The 15,891-nt window shown below is 48.5% G+C and carries 12 protein-coding genes; 4 read left to right on the top strand and 8 right to left on the bottom strand.

What is annotated here, in order from left to right:
* Window positions 1-7: 7 nt before the first annotated feature.
* From AC0VXX_RS07340 to AC0VXX_RS07320, 5 genes are all read right to left on the bottom strand, one after another.
* Window positions 8-730: a serine/threonine protein phosphatase gene (locus tag AC0VXX_RS07340; protein ID WP_475516564.1), complete on the bottom strand. Its 723-nt coding sequence runs from the start codon at window positions 728-730 to the stop codon at window positions 8-10.
* 170 nt (window positions 731-900) lie between these two features.
* Window positions 901-1,065, bottom strand: coding sequence for a Trm112 family protein (locus AC0VXX_RS07335; protein ID WP_475516563.1), 165 nt, complete (start codon window positions 1,063-1,065; stop codon window positions 901-903).
* A complete protein-coding gene (gene lpxK / locus AC0VXX_RS07330) occupies window positions 1,055-2,092 on the bottom strand; it encodes a tetraacyldisaccharide 4'-kinase (RefSeq protein WP_475516562.1) in 1,038 nt (345 codons plus the stop codon). Before lpxK ends, AC0VXX_RS07335 begins: the two co-directional genes overlap by 11 nt.
* A 4-nt stretch (window positions 2,093-2,096) precedes the next feature.
* On the bottom strand, window positions 2,097-3,911 hold the full coding sequence (gene msbA / locus AC0VXX_RS07325) for a lipid A export permease/ATP-binding protein MsbA (RefSeq protein ID WP_475516561.1): 1,815 nt from the start codon (window positions 3,909-3,911) through the stop codon (window positions 2,097-2,099).
* 35 nt (window positions 3,912-3,946) lie between these two features.
* Window positions 3,947-6,577, bottom strand: a complete 2,631-nt coding sequence (locus AC0VXX_RS07320) for a DNA internalization-related competence protein ComEC/Rec2 (RefSeq protein ID WP_475516560.1) — start codon at window positions 6,575-6,577, stop codon at window positions 3,947-3,949.
* A gap of 31 nt (window positions 6,578-6,608) precedes the next feature.
* Between AC0VXX_RS07320 and AC0VXX_RS07315 the strand changes: the two genes are divergently transcribed.
* Window positions 6,609-7,121 carry a DUF2062 domain-containing protein gene (locus tag AC0VXX_RS07315; RefSeq protein WP_475516559.1) on the top strand — a complete coding sequence of 171 codons (513 nt, stop codon included), beginning with the start codon at window positions 6,609-6,611 and terminating at the stop codon, window positions 7,119-7,121.
* A gap of 111 nt (window positions 7,122-7,232) precedes the next feature.
* Here the strand turns inward: AC0VXX_RS07315 and lolE are convergent, their stop codons facing one another.
* From lolE to AC0VXX_RS07300, 3 genes are read right to left on the bottom strand one after another with little or no spacing between them, the layout of a single operon-like run.
* Window positions 7,233-8,489 (bottom strand): lipoprotein-releasing ABC transporter permease subunit LolE, encoded by a 1,257-nt coding sequence (gene lolE / locus AC0VXX_RS07310; RefSeq protein WP_475516558.1) that lies wholly within the window; start codon window positions 8,487-8,489, stop codon window positions 7,233-7,235.
* A complete protein-coding gene (lolD, locus tag AC0VXX_RS07305; RefSeq protein ID WP_475516557.1) occupies window positions 8,486-9,208 on the bottom strand; it encodes a lipoprotein-releasing ABC transporter ATP-binding protein LolD in 723 nt (240 codons plus the stop codon). The genes lolE and lolD overlap by 4 nt, the downstream gene beginning before the upstream one ends.
* 4 nt (window positions 9,209-9,212) lie before the next feature.
* On the bottom strand, window positions 9,213-10,445 hold the full coding sequence (locus AC0VXX_RS07300; RefSeq protein WP_475516556.1) for a lipoprotein-releasing ABC transporter permease subunit: 1,233 nt from the start codon (window positions 10,443-10,445) through the stop codon (window positions 9,213-9,215).
* A gap of 95 nt (window positions 10,446-10,540) precedes the next feature.
* Here AC0VXX_RS07300 and AC0VXX_RS07295 point away from each other — a divergent pair, with 95 nt between their 5' ends.
* From AC0VXX_RS07295 to AC0VXX_RS07285, 3 genes are all read left to right on the top strand, one after another.
* The gene (locus AC0VXX_RS07295) at window positions 10,541-11,134 is read left to right on the top strand and encodes a hypothetical protein (protein ID WP_475516555.1); all 594 of its coding nucleotides are present in this window, start codon (window positions 10,541-10,543) and stop codon (window positions 11,132-11,134) included.
* A gap of 78 nt (window positions 11,135-11,212) precedes the next feature.
* Window positions 11,213-14,695, top strand: a complete 3,483-nt coding sequence (mfd, locus tag AC0VXX_RS07290; RefSeq protein WP_475516554.1) for a transcription-repair coupling factor — start codon at window positions 11,213-11,215, stop codon at window positions 14,693-14,695.
* Window positions 14,688-15,710, top strand: coding sequence for a peptidoglycan binding protein CsiV (locus AC0VXX_RS07285; RefSeq protein ID WP_475516553.1), 1,023 nt, complete (start codon window positions 14,688-14,690; stop codon window positions 15,708-15,710). Before mfd ends, AC0VXX_RS07285 begins: the two co-directional genes overlap by 8 nt.
* Window positions 15,711-15,891: the final 181 nt, after the last annotated feature.

The following is a 15,891-nucleotide window of genomic DNA, read 5'->3' as shown; positions in this document are numbered from 1 at the left end:
ATAGGGCTTAGTGTGTTTTACTGCGAAAGGCTTTAAGCACCCAGTACATAGGCTTAAGATCTTTGCCGCCTTTGTAACGAAATGGCCATAAAAGTTGCCCTAACCATTGCCAAGGCGAGAGACGTTTTTGCGCATAACGCCAGCACGTTTCGCCGCCGCATTGACGATAATGGGCTAATGCAGGGTTTATCAGCTGATGCTCGGCGCCTAAATAACGATACAGACTATGGATATACACAAGTAGATCACGTACTTGCTGGCGCGCCATATCTTTATCTTGTTGGTTGGCTTCAAAATCGATAAAGGTGATATGACCTTCTTGCCAGCAGATATCACGCAGGGCTGGGCGCCCATGGGCAAAACCGGCTTGATGCAATTGGGCTAAGCCTTTAGCACTGTCTTTTAAAATCTGTAATTTTTGTTGTGGGTCATCACTATCGGCCAACAGACCGTTGACAGGCATACCTGCATCGGCGACCACTAGGTAGTCATCGCCAAAACTCACTAATTCAGGCACAGGTGCGCCTTTCGCGGCTAAGCTTTGCAGTGTGCTAATTTCAAGTTGAAACGACTGCATCGGCTGAGACTTTAACCATCGCATGGCGCCAGTTAAGCGCTCAGGTTGCTTCAACCAATAAGTCTGGCCTTCAACATCGAAACTGACCACCCGCTTACCCTTATTGTCGGCTAACACTTTATCGATAACAGCTTGTATAGCAGGTTTAGTCACACGTTGAACTCCGATTAGGCTGAGGGGGGATTATGGGCAGTCGATTAGAGAAAATCAATATATCGCCGTTTAGCTGCTGTAACTATAGGCAATGGGGACAAGATAACAGATGAGTAGTAAAGCAAGCGCGCCTGTACAAGCGCGCCTGTGGCAGATTAAGCCTCGTCGGTTCACGGCTCGGCTTTATTGGCTAATAATACCGGGATCCCGTCATCTATTGCATAAGCGAGACGATCAGCTTTACAGATAAGCTGCTGTTTAGCTTTATTATATTCAAGTTTGCCTTTACAAACTGGGCAGGCAACTATCTCTAAAAGTTTCTTATCAAACGCCATTTGAATTTCCTTGTTGTACTGATTTACGCTGTTGTAACTGAGCTATCAACTGCTGTTCGAACTGTGGAGCTATCTTGGCATCTACCGGCAGATACCACCAGTTTTGCTTTGCAAATTCGCGACATTTAACCGCATCTTTCTCTGTCATCAAGACCTGTGCACCACAGGCAATGGTATCGATATCGGCTAAGGTCAACGGGTGGTGATCATCAAATGCATGTTGCTTTTGCGTCGAGATCCCCAGCTGGTTTAGGGTATTAAAAAAACGCTGAGGATTACCAATGCCAGCAATGGCGACCGCCTGTGATTCAACGCTAAATGCCGCTGCCGATAAGCCATCGCCCTGTGGGGGCTTAACTGGTTGCCACTGAGCTGCATGCAGTTGCATTAACCATTCACCCTCTTGGCACTCATCACCATTAACTAAAGTAAAGTCAACCGCCTGCTGACGCCAGCGCCCTTCTCGCAGCGGGCCTGCGGGTAACAGATAACCATTACCGAAACGGCGCTCACCATCGAGGATCAATAGTTCAATGTCTCGGGCCAGCGCATAGTGCTGTAGGCCATCATCGGAGATGATGATATCAACATCATGTGCTTGCAGCAGGGCATGACAGGCTTCAACTCGCTTGGCTCCAATTACCATAGGCACTTGGGTTCGCGCCACTATCATCGCGGGCTCGTCACCAACTTCTCGGGCGGGCATGCCCGGTAATACCGACTTAACGCCGCTAAACTGCACACCGTAACCACGACTCACCACACCGGGACGATAGCCATGGCGACGTAGTAGCTCAATTAAGTGGATAACGGTGGGCGTTTTGCCACTGCCACCAACGGTGATATTGCCGACCACGATAACCGGCACAGGCATCTGAGTCGCTGACTTTATGCCGACTCGAAACAATAGACGCCGAGTGGCCGTCACCAGGTAAAACAACCCACAAAGTGGCAGCAAGGCTAAGGCAAGCAGTCGATAACCCACATTTGCCTTAGCGTACCAGAGGCGATTAACAAAACCTTGCATCGACTTAGCTACTAAATTGCATTTGGTACAAGTTGTAATAGATGCCTTGTTTTTCCAGCAGCTCAGCATGTGAGCCGCGCTCTACTACGCGGCCTTGATCTATGACTAAGATTTGGTTGGCATTCTCAATCGTCGATAATCGATGAGCAATCACAATCGAGGTACGGTTTTGCTTTAAATTATCTAAGCCGCCCTGAATCGCTTTTTCCGATTCGGTATCTAACGCCGAGGTCGCTTCATCTAAGATCAATAACGGCGCATCACGTAATATGGCTCGGGCAATGGCGATACGTTGACGTTGGCCGCCCGATAACATCACCCCATTTTCACCCACTTGGGTATAAATACCCTCAGGCATATCGGCGATAAACTCATACGCATTGGCCAGTTTAGCCGCTTCGATGATTTTCTCTTCGCTCACTTCACCCGGATAGGCATAGGCGATGTTGGCTGCAATAGTGTCGTTGATCAAGGTCACTTGCTGTGACACTACCGCCACTTGCTTGCGCAGTGACGCCAACTTGTAGTCTCGTAAGCTGATATCATCCAGAGTGATATCGCCCGACTCTAAATCGGAATAGAAACGGGTGATCAAACTAGCAATAGTGGATTTACCCGATCCCGAACGGCCAACCAAGGCCAAAGTTTCGCCAGGATTAACACTAAAGTCCACGCCATTAAGCGCCAAGTTTTCTTGGTTATTATAACGAAAACAGACGTTATCAAAGCGTAAACGGCCTTCGACGCGATCGGTTTCATAGGTACCGGTGTCGACTTCCGCTGGCGTATCTAAAATTTCAAAAATGGTGCTACAAGCAGCAATACCACGCTGAAACTCGGCGTTCACGCGGGTTAAGCTCTTAATCGGTTGTAGCATCGCCATCATGGCGGCCAATATGGTGGCAAACGTACCCGCGGTAAGGTCGGCCTTCATACTGTCAAGGCTTGACGCATAAAGCACAAATGCCAATGCAAATGAACCTATCACCATCACCAAAGGTTGGCTAATCGCTTGCGCTAAGGCCAGCTTCATGGTGCGTGAGCGGTTTTCGTTATTCACCTGAGCAAAACGTGCGGATTCGGTTTTTTGTCCACCGAAGACCAGTACGTTTTTATGGCCTTTGATCATCTGCTCGGTCACAGAGGTCACGCCCCCCATGGCCGTTTGGATCTGTTTAGACACCTTACGGAACTTGCGGCTAACGACAGTGATCACAACGCCAATCAAGGGGCCGACAATCAAAATACACAGGGATAATTTCCACGAGTTATAGAACATCACCCCAAGCATACCGATAACAGTAATACCGTCACGCACTATGGTGATCAGCGCGCTGCCAGAGGCTCTGGCGATCTGCTCGGTATCATAGGTGACTCTGGAGATCAGATTGCCACTGCTTTCAGAATCGATATAGCTTACTGGCAGCTTAAGATAATGTTCGAACACTTGCTGGCGCATATCCATGATCATGCGCGCACTGATGTAAGAGATGCCATAAGTGGATAAGAAGTTCGCTAAGCCCCGCAGGGTAAATAAGCCAACCACCACAAAGGGTGCAATTTTTAGCACATCATTATCGGAGTTGAAGCCGCCACTTAAGCCCATATCAACGCCGTTGACTATGCTCGGTGTGCTTGGCACATTGCTGGCAAATCCCTGATCGATAAACGGGGTGATCGAATAGATAAACGTTGCGTCTACAAGGCCGTATAACACTAGGCCAACGATAGACAAAAATAGCACCCCTTTAAGGGGAACAAGATAAGTCAGCAACCTGAAAAAAACGGTGCTCACTTCACTTTTAGAAGAGTTTGTCATTCACGATTCTATATGTTGGTGCAAAGAAACACATTCTACTCTGTATTGAGCATCTGACCAAATTCAAACGTTCGATTATACCAAAACGGTGCATAATCATACCGATAGCCTTTTATTTTCACATTATCTTGGTCAAAAATCACGCTGATCTGGCCGTTATGCCCCACAGTGTATTGCTCAACCTCGGCCATTTGATAGCGCTCAATCACTTTTGCCTTAGGAAATCCATAACGATTATTTAAGCCAGCCGCATACAGCACAGCAGCGGGTGAGACGGCTTGGATAAACGCCTCGCTCGACGAGGTGTTACTGCCATGATGAGGGGCGACTAAGATGCTGCTGCGCAGCCCATCATAAAAACTGCCGCTCGCTTGGTCCTTAGATGCATCATCAAAGCCGTTGCCGTTATTAACGCCATTTTTAAAACTATTAGTAACGTCATCACTCACACCATAGCCGCGCGGTGCACTGCCTTGGCTCATATCCGCCATAAACAAACTCAATATCTTGGCTCGTTCAACTAATTGCTGCTCGGCTTCAACTTCAATATCGCCAGGTAGCAACACTTGATGTGTATCGTCACCGACGCGCACAATACAGGAACCATTATTGCCTTGCTGGGGCTGCAGTGGTCCAAGCAAGGTAATAACCAGCCCTTGCCAATGCCAACGTTGTGGGCGGCAAGCGATTGCACCATGATGATCAAGATCGGTTACCACTTGAGTGTGCGGATACATGTGTACTAGCACATCGGCGCCACCGGCATGATCGTTATCGCCGTGGCTCAGAAATAAGTAATCCACCTCAGTAATCCCCTGCTGCTGCAGAAAAGGAATAACCGTGTATTTGGCATAACTAAATTGGCTACCAAAGGCGGCGCCAGTGTCATACACCACGGCGCGGCCTTGTTTAATCACCACCGCACTTAAGCCTTGGCCAACATCGAGTAAATGTAGCGCCCAACGCTTGTCGTATTGAGTCAACCAAGGGGTGAGCAGCAATAATAGGCTAGGCAATAATAAGATACCCACCACAATCACAGCACTTACCGATAACTTGGCGGCGCTGACGCGAGCCGCCTTACCGCTTGAATGACCCATAACGGGCTCATCAAAGCTAGCATGCTTTAAGCGGCCATTTGAATAAGCGTGCATTGTTAGCGCGGGAATGGTGCTTGCGTATAACAGCCGCAGCAAAAACAGCCCACATAAGGCAAATATCAGTGCTACCGCGATATTCGCTGGCAAGGCTACCCAGTTTAAAGGCAATGAACCTAACAGAGAGAAACTCGCCGTGAGTGGCGTGATGGCACTATCTAACCAGTTCAGCAGAGGCCCCATGCTCAAGCTACTTAAGCTGCTTAAACCTATGCTGCTTAGTATAAGGTCAGCCAAAACCCACATCAGCATCACAGCAAAGGTTAAGGGGATCACCACCACACTAAACCAAGGCACAAACACTAAGTTAAAGAGCAATGAATAGGGTGCAATACCGCCAAACAGCAAGCCTTGCAGTAAGCCCAGCAACAGACTTAGGCGCCACTGAATTGACCAAAGTTGAGCCAGTTTTTGCCAAAGCCCTTGCCTATAACCTCGCCAGCTATCTGTTTCATGGTCATCAATGCTACTCCCCCTCTTCTGCTGACGGTGGGCAAACCACAAAATAATCGCCAGCGCCCCAAAAGAGAGCCAAAATCCGGCGCTCATAATGCTTAAAGGATCGAGTACTAACACAATAAACAGCGCCCACAACAAACGCTCAAACGGGGCTGAAAAACGGCGCAGCATTCCTAGCCCTATCACTAACAACAGCATAGTTAAGGCGCGCTGGGTCGGTAGGGCAAATCCCGCCAAATAGGCGTAAAAGCTGCACATCACCAAAGCGATGATGCCTGCTAGATGCCAATTAGTCATTGAGGGCGCAAGGCGCCAACGATTGAGCGCATAACGCGCGAGCCCCACACACCACAGCGCCAGCACCGACAGGTGCAAGCCTGAAATAGAAATAAGGTGCCCGGTACCGCTTTGGCGCAACCCTTGCCAGTGCGCTTCACTTACCTGCTGTTTATCCCCGAGCATCAAGGCTAACATCAAGTCACCATTGGCTAAATGGCTCACCTGCTGACGCAGTCGCTCAATCAGTTTAAAGCGTAAACCACTGGCACTGCGTAATTGCTGCGCCGCAACCACCTTACCTTTACCTATAATATGATGACCAAGGTAATAACGCTGGCGGTTAAAGCCCCCTTGATTCAGTGGGCTAGAAATCGACTTAGGCTTGAGGGTGAGTAACCACTCCTCGCCTAGGCTTACAGGGTCGGAGACTTGCCACTCTAAACGCATAAATTTATTAAAAAAGAGATAAGAATTATCGTCTAACACGCGAATATCGACACTTATCTGGTCGCTGTTTCGCTGAACTAGTGATATGATTTCCGCCCTCACTGAGATCGTGGCATCATCATTACTCGTTTCAAACGCTAATAACTGATGACTAAACAAACTTACCCAAGCGAGTGCAAACACACCGCCTGCCAAGAGTTTTGACCAGCGAATGATAATAATAGCGGCCGCTACACAGCACCAAGCTTGGGTTGTTGTCAGTAGAGAGGGCCAGAGAAGTGCCGTGATGACTGTGGCACAGTAACCGAACATAAATGGATTCATATTGAATCATTTAAGACTGCAAACCTAAGCTATGCCAAAAAAAATCATCGAAAGATTTATGCCAAAACCAGAAACACTGCGAAATCATAAACACTTGCAGATGTTTGGGAAGTTGTTGCATAAACCCAATTTATGGGCGCTTAATCGTCGCTCGGCCCCAATGGCATTTGCCGTAGGTCTGTTTGTCGCGTGGATCCCTATGCCCTTTCAAATGGTATTAGCGGCGGCGTTAGCCATCATATTTAATTGTAATCTGCCCATCGCCGTAGCCTTAGTCTGGGTGACAAACCCCATTACCATGCCCTTTATGTTTTACGCCGCCTATCTTTTTGGTGCCAAATTACTCAGCCATCCGCCACAAGAGTTTGCCTTTCAAGCCAGCTGGCAATGGATTGAAGCCTCACTTTCAACCATAGGCCCGCCCTTTCTAGTGGGATGCCTGGCATTTGCGATCATTTTTGCCACCTTAGGGTACTTTGTGGTTCACAACTTGTGGAAATACTCGATTTTATTCAAGTGGAAGCGAAAGAAACGACAGTATTGAGCGATAAGCGATAAGCGATAAAAGCATGGTACTAAGCACCAGCAAAAAATAAGGCATTGGCACTTAATTGCACCAATGCCTTTGTTTTATCTCTATATGTTGACCTTAAACTCAACGCCCAGCAAGAGCCTGCGCTGGGTGAATACGGCTGGCTTTCCACGCCGGATACAGGGTCGAAATAAGGCTCATCACCAAGGCTAAAGCGATCACCATCGCCACGTCTGGCCAATACAGCTGCGAGGGTAAAAAATCAATAAAATAGATATCGGCTGACAGCAGTTGTATACCTAAGAGTTGCTCAATGCTGCTGGCAATCGTGCTTAAATTCAGTGCAATAGTGACGCCTAACACCCCGCCAATGAGGCAGCCAAGCATGCCATTTAACGCCCCTTGCACAATAAATATCCCCATTACCGTGGTTTTAGCCATTCCCATGGTCAGCAAAATGGCAATTTCAGACTGTTTATCGCGCACCGCCATCACCAAGGTCGAGACGATATTAAAACAGGCCACCGCGATCACTAAGGCAAGCACTAAATACATTATAGCTCTAACCAACTGAATATCTTGATAAAGATGCCCTTGGGTTCGGGTCCAGTCAGAAAGGTACATATATTGTTGCTGGCTATAACCAAGGCTGCGGATCAAATTAGGCGCGGCAAATACGTCATCCACTTTAATGCGCACGCCACTCACTCCGTCAGCAAGCCCTAAAATGGTCGCACCATATTGCAGCGGTATATAGGCGGTGGTTAGATCTAATTCGCCGCCAATTTCAAAAATGCCCGACACCACAAATCGATGGCTTTTAGCCGCGCCAATGCGTTTAGTCTCATTTGATTTCGCACTCAAATTAGGGGTGTAAAGGCTTAAACTATCACCTATTTGCAGCGATAAACTGTCGGCAAGCCCGCGGCCCAGCACAATATTATTACCCGTTTGTTGCAGTGACTGCCAACTTTGTGGGCTCATATAGTGGGCAATATTAGACACCTTGGACTCAAGGCTAGGCTCGATACCTATCACGGTGAGCCCTTGGAACCCGCCCGGCTTTTGGATTAAACCTTGTAAACGCACAAAAGGCGCAGTGGCTACTATCCCGGCGATCTGCTGCGCATCTTGGGCGATTTGCGGCCAATCACGAATAGGCTCATTGACCCCTGTCAGCTCCCCATGGGGCACGACGCCCAGCAGGCGTTGTTCTAATTCACGTTCAAAGCCATTCATTGCCGACAACACAGTGATCAATACCGCCACCCCTAAGGCGATTCCGGCTGTTGAGGCAAAAGAGATAAAACTGATAAACCGATTCGATTGACGCGCACGGTAAAACCGCCAACCAACCCACAAGGAGAGCATCTGACTCATGAGTTCTCCACACTTAGCGGCTGACTTTGCTCATAAAGTAAGCCATCTTGCATTTGCAGTTGCCTGTCCATGCGCTCAGCCAGTTTAGGATCGTGAGTCACCACCACAAATGCGGTACCAAACTGGCTACCCAGCTCGCGTATAAGTTGGTAGACAGCCTCACCGCTGGCCGCATCTAGGTTACCCGTGGGCTCATCGGCTAATACTAATTTGGGTTGATTAATCAAGGCGCGTGCGATGGCGGTGCGTTGTCGCTCACCACCTGACATTTCGCTGGGAGTGTGCTGCAATCGATGACTTAAGCCGACTCGTTCCAGCAATGCCTTAGCTTGCTGCTCGACCTCTTGACGGGGGCGTCCCTGAATCAGTCCCGGCATTGCCACGTTCTCTAATGCGGAAAACTCAGGTAGCAGGTGATGAAACTGATAGATAAAACCTAAATCTTGATTACGCACCTTAGCTTGACGCGCCGCCGAAAGCCGATATAAATCTTCGCCAAGCAGGGTCACTGTGCCGCTACTGGGTTGATCTAACGTGCCCATGATATGCAGCAAGGTACTCTTACCCGAGCCCGATGTGCCCACAATGGCGAGCTGCTCACCGCGATACACATCGAGATTAACACCTTGCAGCACTTGGGTGTCGATACTGCCTTCATGGTAGCCTTTACTGACATTGTTAACTTGTAACAATAAGCTCTTGTCTTGCTGTTGTGTCATATTACTATTCATACCTTAATGCGCTAGCGGGTTGAACATTGGCCGCGCGTAATGCTGGATAAACCGTGGCTAAAAAGGTGATTAACAAGGTGCCAATCACAATCGCACTCAACTGCGATAGGGCTAACTGCACTGGCAACGACTGCCCAGCCCCTAAGATGGAGATGCCTAAAGCCGACATAATGCTATTAAGGTTAAGGGTGATAAGTACCCCCAATAATACCCCGCCCACTAAGCCTAATATCGCATTGAGCGAGCCTTGGATCATAAAAATGCCCATCACACTGGCGGTGGGTAACCCTTGGGTTTTTAGCACGGCTACATCGGTGGTTTTATCAACCACCATCATCACTAAAGCCGACACAATATTAAACGCCGCGACCGCGATGATAAGGCTAAGCATTAACGACATCATATTTTTTTCCATCTTAACTGCCGAAAACAGATGGCCATAATTATCGCGCCAATCTGAGGTGGTGACGCTAACACCATCCTCGGCAAAAGCCGCCACCACTTGTGGTTGAATAGACGAAGCGTTAAACGGGTCACGCAGATATAACCTTAACTGTTTGATCTCTCCAGCTTGTTGACGCATCACGCGCTGGGCATCGTCATGGTGTACATAGGCCAAATTAGCATCGACTTGCGAGCCCATCTCAAACACACCCGCCACGTAAAAATGACGTTGGCTTGGCACAGGTCCTAAGGGAGAATAAACCACGCCATCACCACTGAGCACCCTGACTTTATCTCCTGGAGAAACGCTTAAACGGCGAGCCAATTCGGCGCCCAGCACGATTTGGTAATCGCCCGGCGTTAATACCGCTAATGAGCGATGAAAACGGGGGTTCATCAAGGCCACATTTTGTTGTTCTATTTCGGGGTAGATGCCATAAATTTGCACCGCGCTGATGTTGCTCGGCGACTGCAACATCGCCTGAGTCGAGATACTGGGGCTCACCGCGACCACATCATCCAGTTGCATTAGCTTAGCCGCAGCCTGTTGCCACTGCGCCATATCCTGTTCGCTATACACGGTTAACTGCGGCACTGCGCCTAAAATACGCTGTTTTAATTGACCTTCGAGGCCGTTCATCACAGAGCTGACAATGATCAGCGCTGCCACACCAAGTACAATGCCTGACACGGCAAAAAGGGTAATAAAAGAGGCGAAGGAGTTGGCTTTGCGTGCACGCCAATATCGGTAACCTATGGTCCAAGATAACGCTAAATTCATGTTTCGCTGGGTCTCTTTGCTCAGGAGCCTTGATAAATCATTGAGATGCGCACGATAATAGGGGTAATAGCACTATAAAAACAAGAGGCAATCCTGTGAACACCGACTCAAACTCCTTTTTTAGCGTCAAGCACAGGTTTTCAGTATACCTGTCCGCATGGCCAGAGGATCAGCCTCTTCCCTCTGAGAGCCAACTCAAAGCGATGTTGCCCCTAGGGCTGCAGCTTATCAGCGAAGTAAAAGCCATGGAAGCAGGCTGTTTATTACAGCTGAGAAATCTCGATGACGACGCTCGTACCGTGGTCGAATACTTAAAACTGCAATCGCGTAAAATCGATTTAGTATTGCAACATGTGCTTGAACAACAAACCTATGAAGGTGATAAATGCCTTGGAGAGTGTTTTGGCGGCAGTGGCATTCGGGTCATCAGTGATCAGCCTTTACTTGTGGGGCGTCAATATAGGGTCACGCTACACATAAAAGAGGCATTGATTTCGATGTTGTGCATGGCGCAATGCACCGCTTGCGCCCCCATTGCCGGCAATGATGACCAACATAACGGCTTTATCTGTGACTTAAGCTTTAGCCAAATCCTCGATGAAGATATTGAACAATTGGTCAAAGCCAGCCTTAATGTGCAACAAAAACAGTTACAACAACGGAAAAAAGACAATCAAACCGCCCCCTAGTTTTCACTGGCACTAGCGAGACTAAGCCTCTACAATGTCGGGCATCTTTGTCGATTTTTGGCCACTAGTCTCATCCCAATGAATGCTTTTTCAGTCTTAACGCCCCCGAAAGTCAAAGGGGTTAAAACGCCGCAAACACTGAGCCACTTGCATGGCGCCGCTCAGGCCATCACACTAGCCAATATTTGTGATGCCCATGATGGCTTAACCTTAGTGGTCACTCACGATACGCCCAGCGCCTTGCAACTCGACACTGAGCTTCACTATTTACTGGGCGCGAAATCGATACCTGTGTTGCTGTTTCCCGACCGCGAAACCTTGCCTTACGACAGCTTTTCACCCCATCAAGATTTGGTTTCCCAACGCCTAGAAACGCTGTCACGTATACCCAGCGCGAAGAAGAGTGTGGTGATTGTGCCCATTAGCACCCTGATGGTGCGATTACCGCCGCAGTCGTTTTTAACCGGTAACGTGCTATTGCTCAATAAAGGCGATACGTATCAGCTGCAACAGGTGCGTCAACAGTTGGTAAACACTGGCTATCAACTGGTCGAACAGGTCTACGAACACGGCGAATTTGCAGTGCGCGGCTCTATTATCGATATCTTCCCTATGGGATCTAACCACCCTTACCGTATCGAACTGTTTGACGACGAAGTAGAGTCTATTCGCCAATTTGACCCAGAGACCCAACGCTCCAGCGGTGAAATTGACGCCATTCGACTATTGCCAGCCAAAGAGTTTCCCACCGATGATGCCGCTATCGAAGGGTTTCGTCAGCGCTATCGCCGTCAATTTGAGGTTGTGGTTAAAGAGCCCGAATCGGTTTACCAAATGGTCAGCCGAAAAGTGATGCCCGCAGGCATTGAAAGCTATTTACCGCTATTTTTCGATGAAACGGCCACACTGTTTGATTATCTGCCAGAGCATACCCAATTAGTGGGCATTGGTGACTTAGATACCGCCGCCAAGACCCATTTAAATGAGGTCAGCCAGCGCTATGAAAATCGCCGTGTCGATCCTTTAAGGCCACTACTGCCGCCTAAAGACTTATACCTGTTAACAGAGCAAGTTTTTGAAGCCTTCAAACGTCTGCCCCGCATTTTATGTAAAGGCACTGATTATCAAGGCACCAGTATTGCTGCCAAGGTTGAAGCCTTACCCGATATCGCCTCCAACCATAAATTAAAGCAACCACTATTGGCGCTGCAGCAATATGTGCAATCGGGCATGCCGATACTGTTTTGCGCCGAATCTGAAGGACGCCGAGAAGCCCTACTAGAACTGCTGGCCAAAATAAACATCAAGCCCACGCTGTTTGAGCATTTTTATGAATATGTCAACCAACCTGTTGCCTTTGGCTTGATTGTCTCGCCCTTATCTCAGGGCGCAATTATTAGCGACAAAAATGATAAACGCTGGGCATTGGTATGCGAAACCGAGTTGTTTGGCCAACGGATTTCACAGCAACGCCGCCGCGATAAACAGCGCCAAATTAGCAGCGATGCACTGATTAAAGATTTAGCCGAACTCAAAGTTGGCCAACCCATAGTGCACTTAGATCATGGTGTGGCCTTGTATCAAGGCCTCGAAACCTTAGATACCGGCGGCTTGGTTGCTGAGTACCTAAAACTCGAGTACGCGGGTGGCGATAAACTTTATGTGCCTGTGGCGTCACTCAATCTGATTAGCCGCTACAGCGTCGGCCCCGATGATGAGGCTCACCTTAATAAGCTGGGTAACGAAAGCTGGACTAAGGCAAAACGCAAGGCTATCGAAAAAATCCGCGATGTGGCCGCCGAGCTATTAGATGTTTACGCCAGACGCCAAGCCAGACCCGGCACCGCCTGTAAACTCGACAAAGAAGAGTATGCGCAGTTTGCTGGCAGTTTTCCGTTTGAGGAGACCGTCGACCAAGAAACGGCTATCGAAGCGGTACTCAACGATATGTGCTCGCCTATCGCCATGGACCGCTTGGTGTGTGGTGATGTTGGCTTTGGTAAAACCGAAGTCGCCATGCGCGCCGCCTTTGTCGCCGTAAATGACAACAAGCAGGTCGCCATACTGGTGCCTACTACCTTGCTTGCCCAGCAACATTACGAAAACTTTAAAGACAGGTTTGCCGATTGGCCGATTAAAATTGAAGTGCTATCGCGCTTTAAAACGGCCAAAGAGCAACAGGCCATTCTCGAGCAACTCAGCAATGGCCAAGTGGATATCGTTATTGGCACCCATAAGTTGCTGCAAACCGACGCTAAATTTGACAATTTAGGCCTGCTCATCATCGATGAAGAGCACCGTTTTGGTGTAAGACAAAAAGAAAAAATCAAAGCCCTTAGGGCCAATATCGATATTCTTACCCTAACCGCTACACCTATTCCCCGCACCTTGAATATGGCCATGTCGGGCATGCGAGATCTGTCGATTATCGCCACTCCGCCAGCTAAGCGCTTAGCAGTAAAAACCTTTGTGCGTGAATACGATGAAGCAACTGTGCGCGAAGCGCTACTGCGTGAGATCTTGCGTGGGGGTCAGGTCTATTTTCTGCATAACAATGTCGAGACGATTGAAAAACGTGCGCGAGAATTAGAACTCCTGTTGCCAGAAGCTCGGGTGATCACCGCCCATGGTCAGATGCGCGAGCGTGAACTCGAAAAAGTCATGTCTGACTTTTATCACCAAAAATACAACGTGCTAGTGTGCACCACGATTATCGAAACCGGTATCGATGTGCCCAGCGCGAACACCATTGTGATTGAGCGCGCCGATCATTTTGGCTTGGCACAGTTGCATCAACTGCGGGGCCGTGTGGGACGTTCGCACCATCAAGCCTATGCTTATTTGATGACACCGCACCCCAAACGCATGACCAAAGATGCCAGAAAACGGCTTGAAGCCATTGGCGCACTGGAAGATCTCGGCGCAGGCTTTATGCTCGCCACCCAAGACTTAGAGATCCGCGGCGCAGGAGAACTACTGGGCGATGAACAGAGCGGCCACATCTCTAAAATTGGCTTTACCCTCTACATGGAAATGTTAGAAGATGCCGTCAAGTCGCTTAAAGAGGGCAAAGAGCCGTCACTGGAGCAGATGCTCAGAGGCCAATGTGAAGTCGACCTGCGCATACCAGCCCTGCTGCCTGAAGATTATGTGCATGATGTCAATATTCGCTTATCGCTGTATAAGCGCATTGCCAACTGCACCAATGAAAACGCCCTCGATGAGTTAAAAGTGGAACTGATCGACCGCTTTGGTCTGCTGCCACAGCCAGCCAAAAACTTACTCGAATTAACCCTTTATAAACATCAAGCCACGGCTCTTGGTATCGCAAAAATCGAGATGCACGCCAAAGGCGGCAGCCTTGAATTTAGAGACGATCATATTGTTGATCCTGGCTTTATCATCGGTCTGCTGCAAAGCCAGCCACAAAATTATCGTATGGATGGACCAAGTAAGTTAAAATTCATCATGCCTACAGAAACCGATAAAGAGCGATTAGCCTTACTTTCATTGCTGATCTCGCAACTGATGCAACACCGCCTTGGAGAACCACGTGCTTAAACAAAGTCTATTATTGGTCACCACACTGCTCACTCTTTCCAGTTCAGTATTGGCCGCGGATGAGCGCTGGTTTGAAGTGGAGATTTACCTATTTGAGCGCCAAGGCACGCCATTTGAAGAGATGGTGAAAAACCCGGCCAATATCAATAAACGCGCGCCTATAGATATGATAACGCCACTGTTTAGCACCAATATTACCGGTGCGAGTCTTGGGCTTGAAGGCTGCAGCGCCCAAGAGTGGATAGACGATGCAAATAGATGTGATCAGCAACTTAAATCGAGCCAAGTCAGTCATCCCAGTCGCATCCCGATGACGGTCGCCGCCAGCACACCTCAGTATGCCAAAGTGGGCCAGTCGACGGTGTTATTGGCGCAATCTCAGGCTCAATTTGGCGACATCATCAAGAAACTCAATCGAGAGTCAGGCCATCGCGGCTTACTGCACATGACATGGCAACAGTCGATGCTGCCACGCCATTTAGCCACCCCTGTACGCTTGTTTGCTGGTGAAGACTTTTCTGGCCGTTATTATCCCGATGGTATGTCGATATCCCAGCAGATGGCACCAAGTGAGATCCCTGAATTTAATTTCGATCTTGGCCTCAATCCAACCACCACTTCTGCACCTTTGTGGCAGCTCGATGGGAAGATCAATATCTATCTTAACCATTACTTATATGTCGAAACCGCGCTAACGCTTCGCGAAGAAGGCACCAAAGTATTACCAGCACAAACCGCTGACGGCCTGCCCTCCAATAACGCTGGGGCTAAGGTACCCTATCTCTTTAAGATCTGGATGGCGCAAAATAGACGAGTTAAAAGTGATGAAATTCATTACTTTGACCACCCCAATATGGGCATTATTTTACAAATCAGAAAAATGACTCACCCGAGCGACATCAGTGCTGATACCTTAAAACAGATTGGGGTAATGCTCGATACCACTTCACCAATGCCTGCAACAGATAGCCTAGAACAAGCAGGTAACACGGCTCATCAGACTTTATCGTATTAAGGTGTGATTGATAGATAACGCTAGTGGTTAGCGTTATCTAGATTCTTGCAGCAAGCTGTTACACCATGATACCAATGCAATTGATATGATCTTCGACCATATTCATACAACCGAAGGTTTTCACTGCCGTAATTTCTCCCCTTTCTATCAGACCGAATGCATAGCAATCGGACAATTAAAA

It is taken from the genome of Shewanella sp. QJM3NY_23 (genome assembly GCF_056173105.1).
The sequence above is the reverse complement of the archived record's forward strand: the minus strand, read 5'-3'. Positions and strand labels throughout refer to the sequence as shown.